Consider the following 12553-nt stretch of genomic DNA (forward strand, 5'->3'; position numbering starts at 1 on the left):
CTTTGAACGGTCCGCCTTTTGTTTCTGCCTGCCAGGCTTACGCCGCTCTGACTGTGAAAAGAAACTTATCCATCTCATGCTGAAGCCGTTCAGCTTGTTCCGCCAATTCGCTGGATGAACTCAGAACCTGTGACGCCGCCGCCCCTGTTTGTTCGGCCGCACCGGCGACACCCGTAATATTCGAGTTGACTTCAGACGTACCGATCGAGGCCTGATTGACGGCCTGTACGATCTCTTGTGTGGCCGCCGTCTGCTGCTCGACGGCGGAAGCAATCGCGGTAGATGTCTCGTTGATGTTCTGAATCGTACCGGAAATGTTCTGCATGGCCGCAGACGCTCGCCCGGTCGCTTCCTGTATTCGTGCGATCTTGGCCGAAATCTCCGTGGTAGCACGGGCAGTCTGGCCGGCCAGGGCTTTAACCTCGGACGCCACGACGGCAAAGCCTTTACCGGCCTCACCCGCACGGGCCGACTCAATGGTCGCATTTAGTGCAAGCAGATTGGTTTGCGAGGCGAGCCCGGTGATCATATCGACAACGCCGCCAATGGAACCGGCCACTTCGTTCAACTCGTCGACGATGCTGGCGGCATGATCGGCTTCGCGTACGGCGTCAGCGGACATATGAGCCGATGTCTCGACCTGGCGGCCGATCTCACTCACAGAGGCGCCAAGCTCTTCGGCCGATGAGGCCACCGAGGTCACATTCGCACCGGCCTCTTCCGCAGCGGCAGAGACAGCGACAGACTGAGCCGAAGTCTCTTGTGCGGTCGCGCTCAACTGGGCGGCCGCCGCCTGCATCTCCGTGGCCGCCGAGGAGACAAGAGTGACAATGACACCGACAGATTTTTCGAAATCGTCAGCCAGTTTAAGCGTGGCTTCCTTACGTTCACGAACGGCTAAGGTTTCCTGTTCAAGCTGCTGCTCCGCAAGGGCCGCTACCCGCTGGGCGTTATCCCCGAAAGCGCGTGACATCGCGCCAATCTCGTCGCCGCGTTCGACGCCCGGAACCTTGACATTGTCGTCGCCACGCGCAACGGCCTCCATCGCCGAGGTCAGGCTGGCAATGGGACGCACCAACTGAACGCGACTGAAGACAACACCTATCACTATGCCAATACCCATGCCGCCGGCAGCGACCAATAGCATGATCAGGATTGCGGATTGGCCTGCGGCTATGGCGCCATCACTTGTTTTCTGAGCCTTGTCATCGAGATAATCCACATAGGTCTTGATGGTCTTCTGCAGGTTATCCGCTCGGCTTCGATTGAGCTTCACCTGATCATAGATCTTTCTTTGCGCATCACTCATGGAAGCCAACTGGCCGACTTGCCCGGCCGTTTCATAGGTGCGGTCGAGTCCGTCCTCATAGTCCTTATAAGCCACCTGGATGCCATTCAGGTGCTGTTTTTCGGTATCTGATTTTGCGGCGGCAATCGCAGTGGCCATCCGCTCGCCAAACTGTTTGCGATTGGTGTCCGCCACGGTTTTGGCCGCCGCGATCGTGTCGGCTGAAGGATCTGCGGCGACCCGATATTCCGATCGGTTCATAATGATCAGGTTCTGGTTCATGCGGGCGCCCAGAAGGGAAACATCATCCACCGATGTCACATTATGGAGGCCGGCGTTCAGAAAGTTAATTCGCGTCACCCCGACCACCGCGACAACAGCCGTCACAAGGCTCATTAAACCGATCAGCAAGAGAACCTTCGTGCCGATTTTCATATCTTGAATTTTCACGCTTTGCTCCAGAACCCGAATTTACAACTTCCGGTACTATGGGAACGCGTTTTTGGTTAATTTTTTATGTAAAACAAATTTTTATATCTGGCAATTTTGGCGGCGCCGTGTCGTCCCTCCCGTCAATGTGAAGACCGCCCCGACCTTCTGCTTTATAAAAGAACAGGTTGCGGCAGGAAACAATGATCAGGCAGCAGAACATGCCTTTGAGCCAGGGCAAATGTGGGCTTTGGTTTGTGCCGCAGCGAACCTAAATCAGATCAAGTCCGTCGGCACAGATTGCCGATGATAATAAAATTGCCTGACCTGCAAAGTCCTTCTTCGGTTTCCTATTCGGCACACGAAAGCGGAAAATGTTGCTTACTTGCTATGGTTTAAATTTGCGTGTCTGCTATGCTGAAGTAGCAGCGACGGACCTCTAAAAGTTGCATTTAAGGTTTTTTATGGAAACAATCACTTTGCCGAAATTTACTTCTCCATTCTCATCTGCTCTCGCAGCACTGACTATGTTTATGGCCTCGTTCCTTGGGGGGCAAGCATGCGCAGCTCCGAATGCGGTCGCTGATCCAAATTCAGCGTATCATGATGGGAAGTTCGACATCTACATGGTGGGCTGTGTTGAAGAGCCAGTAGCAGTGTGTACTTTAAGGGTCAGCGCCAAAAGGAAGACCTTCTGGGACAACTCCAGTGAAAATCGACTTATTGATATAGACGGCGTGTCCATTCCCGCCACATCTATTGCTGTGGGAGGCGATGAGGTAAGTTTGCCGGCCCACGCAGGTCAATATTGGGCCCAATTAGAAGAGGGAATATCGACTAAGATCGAAATCAAGTTCGATGGGCCTGTGAAGCGCAGCGATATACAATTTCTGATTTTATATGTCGGGCATTGGTCTGCTAAAACGATAAAACTAAAGCCGATTTGGAAATAGTATAGAGCGCAGAGATAAGTGTTGTGTTTGTAGCCGAAATGCTTACGGCCAAACTGACCCATGCTAATATACTCTTGTCACTCTCACGGTGAAACCAAGATCATTAGGATCAAAGCCAGCAGGGTTTGCTAGTCTTAAACGTAATCCCAAAGTGTGAATGCCCCCGCCAAGGCCAGAATGGAAATTGCATTCAAATTGATTTTGATCTGCCATATTTCCCACTAACATGCTGTCACAATCTGCATCCTTCATTTCAGCCCATAGCCGATAGCTTTGAGGAAGGTTAACACCTGCCTGCCTAACGACCCTAATATTTAAAACGCCCCCTCCCTCGAAGGTGCAATCCGCAACGGCAATTTTACCTCTCGTGTCAAACTGACCACATGAGACATTTTCGGATTTCGGTTGTATGGCTGGAGGACGGGAGTTGGTTGTTGCTGATGAACTCTGCGGTTGGGGATCGATTGAAGGCTTCTCCGGTTTAACGCCATCCTTCAAATTTTCATCGACGACCGGCTTTTTTCCGAAGGGCAGAGACAACACGAAAGTCCTACCAGAATTGACATCGCTGAAAATCAATTCCGTCTTGTAACGGGCATCCAATTGGCCATTAACGAGAATTTGGCGAAGCTCTGGTGTAGCGTTAGGAACGACAAACGCAAAGGCACCTGACATTATTTTCCCCGGCGCTAGAAGGTAAGGCGAAAGAGTCCAGTCTTGGTCCATCGAATGATGCTCCGACGTGTAGAGCACATCGTTGACATTGAGCTGTCGTTGCCAGCGCCCTTTGCCGTCGCCCTTAAGCTTGAAATCCGATCCTTCTCCCGTGATATGCAGTAGCCATGTGAGACGCATGGGCTTGTCGCTTACGTTGCGAATGCTGATCTGATCGATGCCAAGCATCACATCGTCCTTATCGTTGTCATACGTAAATCCGGCAAAGCCGCTTTCTGGAGACGATATGTAGTCAACGATCAGTCCCTCATCTTTGATGAAGGCTGGAGAATGGACTGCAAAAAGTTCTCTGGGCCGGAACATGAGGCGAAGGGGCGGAATAGACATCCTGCCAGGAGACGTTGTGGCCGTGGAAGAAGCCGGTTTTGGCTGCTGAGCGGTCTCGTACCGTTCAATGGCGATGACACCAAGAGTGAAGAAAATCCAGACAATGATCCGACTTTTGCGCGACTGCGACCGCGAATAAGCACTTCTGAACAAGACCCAGGTTATTCCCGCCAAAGCTATTATCAGCCAGCCACGGGCAACCCATATGGTGTTGATCCCAGCCGAAGCGAACGATGCTGTTATCATCGCGATCGCCAACGTGATGGTCCAATTGGCGTAGGTGTTCTTAAGCACTTTTTCCAGCATTCGGGCGCTCCTCCAGCATGAGCATCATACCGGGATAAAATGGATTTCGATAGGCTATGACCTGAAGACGTCCGGCTTAATGCAAGCGGACCTCTAGAAGAGTCTTGGAGCGGAAGACTATTCTTTTAAGCACGGCTTCTAAGAATTTACTGAACGTGGGCGAAACCGCAAACAAAGACACACTTGAACTACGTCACGTACTTTTCGTGGATGACGGAGTTCACAAATATTTGCCCAAGATGTTGGAGCCAATAGGCGACTGGGCCTTAGATTATTGGGTGACGCCGGCTTTGTTACCCAAGGCGCAACAGGGGGGTATGCCCAGATGGGCGATATCTGCAATGTATTGAAAAATAAAGAAGAAAGTGGTGGGTGGGCACGGACTCGAACCGTGGACCCGCTGATTAAGAGTCAGCTGCTCTACCAACTGAGCTACACACCCGAACCAACTTCCTATCCGGCCGGGCTTGGTAACCCCGGCGGTGAGGCGCGGAACATAGCCAAATTCTGACCGGTTTCAAGCCAAAAATGCGCTTTATCCAAGTTTTTTACTCAAGTTCTCGCAAACCCTTATATCGTAAGGGTTTAGGCACCTCACTCATTGGCTCCCCTCCCCTGTGGACGCCCATCCGACCGCCTGGCGCAAACAAAAAAAGGCCGGAACCCGAAGGTCCCGGCCGAAAAGACATCCCGAAAACGGAAATCAGTATTTGAATGTCAGGTCGAGCAGGTAGCGCTTACCGTAGAGGTCATAGCGCCCCAGCCGCGTCGGCCGATTGTCGCTATAGGTGCGCAGCGGCGTGTCGAGCAGGTTGTTGGCCTGGAACCGCACCTGGATGCGCGGATTGACCTGATAGCTGACGCTGAGGTCCATCGTCGTTTCCGGACGCACACGGATAAGCTGGGAATCATCCCACCCGTAGATGGCGGTATATTCCGAATGGTACTTGGTGCCCAGGCGGGCATCGACGCCATGGTTGGAATACCAGAAGTCGAGTGTCGCCGTGTGGCGGGCCAGACCGTTGAGCGGCAGCCCCGCCGTCATCTCCTTCAGGTTGGAATCGACATAGGCGTAGTTGGAATAGATGCCAAACGCGTCCAGCCCGACGAAGGCGAATGACGACTGGTAAGTCAGTTCGACGCCGTCGATGCGCCCGCCCTTCGTCGAATTGACCGGCGAGGTCAGGGTATAGGCGTTACCGTTGATGGTTTCCTGACGCGAGGCGTAACCGACGAAGTGGCTGACATCCTTATGATAGGCGCTGACCGCCGCCAAGGCATCCTTGCCGAAATAGTATTCGTAGCTGGCGTCGATCTGGTTGGCTTCGAACGGCCGCAGATACGGATTGCCCGACGAGCCGGTATAGGGCGCGGTCGAAGATATCTGACGCGTGATGATCATGTCATTGAGCGGCGGGCGCGAAATAACCTTGGCTGCCGACAGCTTCAGGAAGCGTCCCTCGCCGAAATCGAAACGCGCCGTCGCCGACGGCAGGACCTTGGTGTAGCTGGTGCCGCCGGTGACCGGCGTGGTCACCATCTGCTGCACCCAGACGCCGCTGCCCGGCGGTGTTTCGACCCAGTTGCCCGCCACGGTCGATGTGCCGGTCGAATCCGCCTTCACGTCAACGACACGCACGCCGATATTGCCGTCCACCTGCACGCCGGCGAAGGTGGTGGCGTAGGTGCCTTCGACATAGGCCTCAGACACCCGTTCCTTGACCGTGTCGGTGATCGGCGTCGTCTTGGGATCAATGTCGAACGACGTGCCGTAGATCGTCCGGGCCAGCGCGCCGAAGTCACCGGTCAGAATGGTGGGCACGTTGAAATTCTTGAATTGATAGGCCGTCAGCATACTGGCCGGAACCGTGCCGATGATCGGCGTGACCGTGCCGCTCTTCTGACCCAGTTCCTTGGTGCGTTCCGATGTCCGCGCGCCGAACAGCAGGCTCTTGAACGGGCCGCCGTCGAAATGACGCTCGGCATCGATATGCAGCGCGGTCAGTTCGTCGGTGACGGCGCCAAGCGTCGTCTGGCCGGTCGCCGTCGTCTGGGCATTGGATTGCGGCGCCGAAGAAACGGTGATCACCGGTTTGCCGGTGAAATCGTAGCTCATCTGGTTGGGCCAGTACTGGAATTCGTTGGCGGCCCACAGGTTATGCCGTTCGGCCTTCGAATAGGAGGCGTCCGCGCTGACCGTCCAGCGTTCCGAGGTCCAGCGGCCATTCAGGCCCTGAACGATCAAGGTCTTGTCTTCGGTGTAGCGCGCCACCACTGACTTGTCGCCGGCCCAGGTGACGGTCGCCGCCACCACGTCGCCATTGACGATGGTCGGCTGCTTGCCCGATGCCGCGGCACCGTCGACATAGTTGGTGTAATTGCCGCCGTCCCAATTGCCCCAGACGCCGTCACCGTACCAGGCCTGATCCTGCAACTCATTGATCTTGATATCGGAATAGAGCAGGTCGTAACCGAGCTGGAAATTCTCGCTCGGGCGATATTGCAGGCCGAGCGAGGCCCCTACCCGTGTTTCCTTGAGGCGTTTGGCTTCGGCCTGCGCGCCCCATGGGGTGTTGTATTTGGTCGTCGGCTGGCTGGCCAGAACCGGCCCGTTGTCGGCGCCGGAATTGTAGCCCCAGCCCTGAACCGACTCATAGCCGTTCTTCTGGACCTGGGACGTCAGGCCCAGTACGGCGGCGAATTGGTCGGAGAACTTATGGACGAAGGAGGCCGAGGCGCGGTAGCCCGTGCCGTCATAGCCCGGAAACGCCGAACCCCCGTCATAATAGACCGGTCCGGCGCGCACAACGACGGACGGCCCCTTATATTCCAGCGGGCGAATGGTTTGCAGATCGACCGTACCGGAAATGCCGCCCGAAATCAGCCGGGCTTCCGACGACTTATAGACCGACGCCCCGGCGATGACTTCCGACGGATAGACTTCCCAACGCACATTGCGGTCCGGTTCGGACGACGCGACTTCACGGCCATTGACCGTCCCCAGCACCATGCGCGCGCCTAAGCCACGGATCGAGGCCTGGCTGTCATTACCGCGATCGCGGGCGGCCATGACGCCGGGCAGGCGGTTCAGCGTTTCGGCGATGGTGACGTCCGGCAAGGCGCCGATGTCCTTCGACGACACGGCTTCGACAATGCCGGTGGCGCGGCGTTTGACGTCGAGCGCGTCGCGCAACGATTTGCGCATGCCGACGACGACCACTTCCTGGGGGTCGGCGGCGGCCTCTGCGGCGGCAGGCGTGGCGGCGGCTTCGGCGGTGTCGGCCCGGACAATGACGGCGGAGGCGCCATCACTGGTCTTGATGCTGAGGCCCGTGCCCGCGATCAGCGACTTCAGCGCGGCATCTGTGGTCAGGGCGCCTGAAACCGCGTTGGTGCGCACCCCTTCCAGATCGGACGCCGTGGCCAGGATCTGAAGACCCGATTGCCTGACAAAGGCCGGAATGGCGGTGGCGGCGTCCTGCGCCGGAATATTGAAGGTGCGGGTGGCCTGAGCGGCCGCGGGCTGAGCGACCATGACGACCGCCGCAACCGTGCCCATGAGGGCGGCGCGCAGGCCTGAATTCCAGTATGTCATAAGATATGTTCCCTGAATCTTGTGTTTCCGAGAGGCTTCGTCTCCCCTTCTGCAAACCAAGATGTGCGGGCACGAAATTTCCGCCGAATTGTACGATAAACTTTCAGGATGTGGCGGCGGCTGTACCAATTATGATACGGTCGTCGCCTATGGACACCGGCACATTGAGGGCACCGTGTACCGCACGGGCAAAGGTGTCGGGCTGATCAACGTGAAATCCGCCGACAAGGGTTTCGCTGCCTATGGCGGGGTCGGCAATGATGATTTGCCGGGCATTATAGCGGTTGAATTCGGCCACCGCCTCGCGCAGGGTTTCCGAATTGAGCACGATTTCACGTGTGCGCCACGCCAGGCGGCGTTCGACATCGTCTGGCCGGAAAGTCACGGCGACGGTTTGCGGCGTTTCCGGCATGAAGGCTTCGTGCCCGGCGGTCAGGGTGACGCGCCGCTCCGTGTCATGCACCGTCCAGGTTTCAACCGTACCTTCGGTGACCAGCACATCGGCCCCGCCGGCCCGACGGCGGACGCTGAACGCGGTTCCTACGGCGCGCACGCGGATATCACCCGCCGACACCACGAACGGCACCTCCGGATTTTTGGCCACCTCGAACCAGGCCTCCCCTTTGACCAGGGCGACGTGGCGCAGGCGCGAAGTCATGTCCACGTCGATGCGGCTATCGGTATTGACGGCCGCGACCGACCGGTCCTGCAACGGCACGCTGCGCAGTTCGCCCAGGCGGGTCGCTATGCTGAGGCGGTCCTTCAGCGCGAACCCAATGGCGACGGCCACCGCCACACTGGCGGCCATGCCTGCGCCCATGGCGTAGCGCCGCGTCATCGCCGACCGGGCTGTGCGCACCGTGCGGTCCAGCGCCTGTTGCGCCCGTTCGGGATCGCCGTGCGCCATCACCTCGGCGCGGTCCAGCATCGTCCAAGCCGCTTCGGCACGCAGATAGGCGCCCTGATGACGCGGGTCAGCGGCGTACCAGGCGTCGAACGCCACCCGGTCCTCTGCGCTGGCGTCACCATTCAGACGCGCCACCCATCGTGCTGCGTCTTCGTCAATCCGCGACATATAACCTCTCGCCGCCCCGCTTATCGTCGCCTGGCTGTTGCGACAGTTTGGGCTTAAGCGCCTTAACCACGGCCGCGCCATTGTCCGCCATCTGGCGCAGGATGAGGCTGAGCCCCTTGGCCGTTTCCTTTTCGACGATGTTTTCGCTGATCGACATGGCGCGGGCGGTTTCCGCCTGGGACAGGCCATGCACCTTGCGCAATTCGAATACGCGCCGGCACCGTTCGGGCAAGGCCTCGATCAAACCCAGCACACGCGTCAACTCGGCTCGCGACCCGGCGGCGGCTTCGGGGCTGGCCCCCATGTCGGCAATGCCCAGTTCGTCGAGATTCTGCACCGTCACGATCGATACCACGCGGTTGCGGCGGACCTGTTCCAAAAGGACATTGCGCGCCGACCGGAACAGATAGGCGCGCGGGTCTTCGATATGCTCGAACCGCTCCAGCCGAAGCAGGCGGCAATAGACATCCTGAACGATATCGTCGAGTTCATGCGCTTTCACACCCAGTCGCAACAGCCATTGCCGCAGGTCCGCCTCATGCGGCAGTATCTGCGTACCGACAAAATTCAGAAGCGCGCGCCGCGCCTCACTGTTATGTACGATGCCTGCCATCGATTTTTCCGCCGCTCCCCAAGACTCTTTTATGCGTGTGTCCACGTCTTTTTATCGGGCGAACGCAATTAGCGACGCCCGATGCCGTCATATCATAGAATCTGCGATATTATACTACAATTCAAAGAGCCGCGATCAGCATCCGGTTTTGCCCGCGACCTGTGGCTTGCCCACCACAGGCCACGACCAGCAGGCGTGTGGTAAACTCTTGATTCACGAATCGCTCCTCATCGCAAATTTATTTGCTCCCCCCTACACCAGTGCCCGGATGTCCGTCGAAAAACATCGGCCCAACCGGATTAAAAATTCATAAAAACAAGATCTTAGGTGGCGAATGGAACTGAACAGCGAAATAGATGTCGTCATGCGCCGCCTGCAACAGGGGATAACGGACAGCGATATGGTCCATACGGCGCTGAAGCAGGTGATTCGCGCCTGGTGCGGCGGCGCGGGACGCGACGACCTGGCCCGAATGGATGCCTATATAGACGAGATCTTCGCTACGCCGGTATCGAAGGCCCGCGCCGGAGACGTCGCGACACTTATAAAAACGCGGGCGGCTACCCTGCACCGCAGTCCTCGCACCGATGCGGACATTCACTGGCTCTGACCACTTTCCATGCGTGGCACGATCGGCCATAGTCCGGACAAACGGGACCTATGCATGAAACCGCAATTGCTGACCTTTGGCCAGGATGACAGCCGCGTCGTCGTCATCGACGGCTTCAGCCAGATGACCGGCCATATCCGTACCCTGGCCGCAGCCCTAGCCCCGTTTCCACCAGCTACTACCTACTATCCCGGCGTGCGGCGCCTCATTACGCCGGACGACACGGCCGCCTATGCCTATGCAGAGCGCCTACTGGAAGACGCGGCCCCCTTTATAGGCGGCACCTTCGATGTCGATGCGTTCGATTGGCTGGAGACGAGCTTCTCCATGGTGACCCGGACGGCAGCCGAGCTGACTCCGCGCCAACGCGCGCCCCATTTCGACGACACGGACCCAAACCACCTGGCCGTCCTGCATTATCTGAGCCCGACACCGGGCAGCGGCACGGCTTTTTTCCGCCACCGCGCTACAGGCATCGAACGGGTGACGGAAGACAACATGCCCATCCTGCTCGACGCCATGAAGCGCGAACACGCCGAGGCCCCTCAGTCAGGTTATATCCTGGGCTCAAACCCGTTTTTCGAGCAGATCGGCCAGGTCGACGCCGTGCCGGACCGCGTGACCATCTATCAGGGCAGCCTGCTCCATAGCGGCATCATCCCGCCGGACATGGTCCTCAGTGACGACCCCATGACCGGACGCCTGACCGCCAACCTGTTTGTGCGCGGGCGTGCGGCTTAGCGCATTTGCCGCACACAAACGCCGGCCGGCTTAGCGGATCTTCACCACAGGGCTCAGGGTCGATACACCTGTTTCGTTGAAGGCTTCGACGGCCACATAGTAGCCGACGCCGACATTGAGCGCACGCAGGTCCAGCGCGTTCCCATGCTGACGGCCACCGAACTCCTTATCGTCGTCTTCGGCGAAGATCTGATAGGTCAGGGTCAGACGATCCGGCCGGATGCCCCAGCGGACATTGTACCCGACAGCGCCCTTCACCGGCTTCCAGGCGATATGGGCGTTGCGTTGATCGGTATCGCGCACCGCCTTCACGCCCGACGGCCGGCTGGGTGCCCGCCCCGGCGCGGTGCCGAAAACGCGCAGATCAGCGATGGCCAGGTTCGGTGCGCCGATATGGCCGTGGACGTAGCGGATATAGCGCGCCGTCACCGGGTGTTCGAGTTCGAAATAGGCGTTTGGCCGGTCGCGGCGCGGCGCTTCGGTTTGCGCCACCCGGGTCCAGGTCTGCCCGTCGGAAGACGCCTCAAGCGTGAATTCGGTATAGATGTCCGGGCTGTCGGCATAGAGGCCGGACTTGTAGTCGGCATAATTGACCTGAATCGCCCGCACCGTCTTTGGCCCACCCAGATCGACCGTCAGGGTCTGGCCCGGTGTGTTGTCGGCGGCCAGCCAGAAGCTGCGCGGATTTTCGTCCGTGGCGTTCTTGGCCGAAAAATCCTGGCCTTCGACCGGCGCGTGCTGGGACGATACTGCTACCGGCTTGCGGTAGGACAGCAGCATCCAGCCGGTAAACAGACTGTCCGGATCATCGACCTTACCGGTCGGGACATAGTGCGGGAAATCGCCAAAGCGCGCCGACACCGCCATCTGGCCGTCGTCGTAGAACTTGGCCGGGAACATGGCGATACGGCGTTCGAACGTCCAGTTATAGCCAAGCCACGGCGTGCCGGTGTTCCAGTAATTGCCGTGCAGGTCCTTGAAGGTCGAGCCATGCCCCGCCCCTTCGACGAAGCCGCCGGGCTTATAGGCCACGGGGTTGTAATCGGCATAGGTGAAGGGCCCAAGCGGTTTGTCCGATACGTAGGTGCCGTTGGCATAGACATTGTATTCTGTGCCCGGCGCACCGTATTGCAGATAGTATTTGCCATTGACCTTGGTCATCCACGCCCCTTCGCTGTAGGGGTTGATCGGCGTGCCGTTGGGTAGCGTGCCGGAATGGTCCTGACCGAACCGTTCCCAGCCGTGGTGTTCGGGGTCCATCCAGATGAAGCGCTTGGGTTTGCCCTTATAGGCAAAGGGTTGCGGCGTCATTTCGATGCCATAGATGGGATAGACGTTGGACGATCCCCAATACATGTACCATTTGCCGTCATCATCGATGAACAGGCCCGGATCCCACGGGCTGGGCTGAACCTGATCGGGCCCAAGATGGCTGTCGTCCGCGCCCTCACGCACCGCGGTCGGCACGGGCGGCGTGCGACGTACCCAGAAATCAAGCTTGCCCGACGCCGGATCGTCGCTTTTGAGCAGACCGGTCTGGCGGGTATGCGACTGCATGATGTAGAGCGTCTTGCCGTCCGACACGAGCGCGGGCGCCACGATGCTTTCGAACGGCCAGCGGCTCGGGGTGATGAAGTCCCAGTGGATCAGGTCGGTCGAACGCCAGTAGCCGTCGGCCAGGGTCTGGAACATGTAATAGGCGCCGTCATGCGTCACCACCGCGGGGTCAGCCCCGGTCCGGTAGGAAATGCCTTCGTTCATCTGCTCGAAATTGTAGCGGTAATCGATATCGACCGGATTGGCGTAGGTTTTCTGCTCCGCGTGGGCCGGCGCGCTCATCGCCAGCAGCGACACGGTAATCAGGGCAAGCGTCTTTTTCAT

The 12553-nt window shown here is 58.3% G+C and carries 9 protein-coding genes and 1 tRNA gene; 3 read left to right on the plus strand and 7 right to left on the minus strand.

Annotated features, from left to right (window positions below):
- Nucleotides 1-37: 37 nt before the first annotated feature.
- Nucleotides 38-1738, minus strand: a complete 1701-nt coding sequence (locus RCJ00_RS05210) for a methyl-accepting chemotaxis protein (protein WP_316220685.1) — start codon at nt 1736-1738, stop codon at nt 38-40.
- Between the two features lie 443 nt (nt 1739-2181).
- Between RCJ00_RS05210 and RCJ00_RS05215 the strand changes: the two genes are divergently transcribed.
- A complete protein-coding gene (locus RCJ00_RS05215; RefSeq protein ID WP_316220686.1) occupies nt 2182-2670 on the plus strand; it encodes a hypothetical protein in 489 nt (162 codons plus the stop codon).
- Nucleotides 2671-2733: 63 nt separating this feature from the next.
- On the opposite strand, the gene RCJ00_RS05220 is transcribed toward RCJ00_RS05215, so the two are convergent.
- The 5 genes from RCJ00_RS05220 to RCJ00_RS05240 all read right to left on the minus strand — a co-directional run bounded on the left by RCJ00_RS05220 (nt 2734) and on the right by RCJ00_RS05240 (nt 9321).
- On the minus strand, nt 2734-4038 hold the full coding sequence (locus RCJ00_RS05220) for a hypothetical protein (RefSeq protein WP_316220687.1): 1305 nt from the start codon (nt 4036-4038) through the stop codon (nt 2734-2736).
- A 366-nt stretch (nt 4039-4404) separates the two neighbouring features.
- Nucleotides 4405-4480: transfer RNA gene (locus tag RCJ00_RS05225), tRNA-Lys, on the minus strand.
- 261 nt (nt 4481-4741) lie between these two features.
- Entirely contained in the window at nt 4742-7633 is a 2892-nt protein-coding gene (locus RCJ00_RS05230) for a TonB-dependent receptor (RefSeq protein ID WP_316220688.1), read from the minus strand.
- A gap of 103 nt (nt 7634-7736) precedes the next feature.
- Nucleotides 7737-8708: a FecR family protein gene (locus RCJ00_RS05235; protein ID WP_316220689.1), complete on the minus strand. Its 972-nt coding sequence runs from the start codon at nt 8706-8708 to the stop codon at nt 7737-7739.
- The gene (locus tag RCJ00_RS05240) at nt 8695-9321 is read right to left on the minus strand and encodes an RNA polymerase sigma factor (protein WP_316220690.1); all 627 of its coding nucleotides are present in this window, start codon (nt 9319-9321) and stop codon (nt 8695-8697) included. Before RCJ00_RS05240 ends, RCJ00_RS05235 begins: the two co-directional genes overlap by 14 nt.
- Before the next feature lie 334 nt (nt 9322-9655).
- Between RCJ00_RS05240 and RCJ00_RS05245 the strand changes: the two genes are divergently transcribed.
- Complete coding sequence (locus RCJ00_RS05245) at nt 9656-9931, plus strand: hypothetical protein (protein WP_316220691.1); 276 nt, start codon at nt 9656-9658, stop codon at nt 9929-9931.
- Between the two features lie 54 nt (nt 9932-9985).
- Entirely contained in the window at nt 9986-10672 is a 687-nt protein-coding gene (locus tag RCJ00_RS05250) for a DUF6445 family protein (RefSeq protein WP_316220692.1), read from the plus strand.
- Between the two features lie 30 nt (nt 10673-10702).
- Here the strand turns inward: RCJ00_RS05250 and RCJ00_RS05255 are convergent, their stop codons facing one another.
- Nucleotides 10703-12553, minus strand: a complete 1851-nt coding sequence (locus RCJ00_RS05255; protein ID WP_316220693.1) for a family 43 glycosylhydrolase — start codon at nt 12551-12553, stop codon at nt 10703-10705.

It is taken from the genome of Asticcacaulis aquihabitans (assembly GCF_032490435.1).
Taxonomy (GTDB): domain Bacteria; phylum Pseudomonadota; class Alphaproteobacteria; order Caulobacterales; family Caulobacteraceae; genus Asticcacaulis.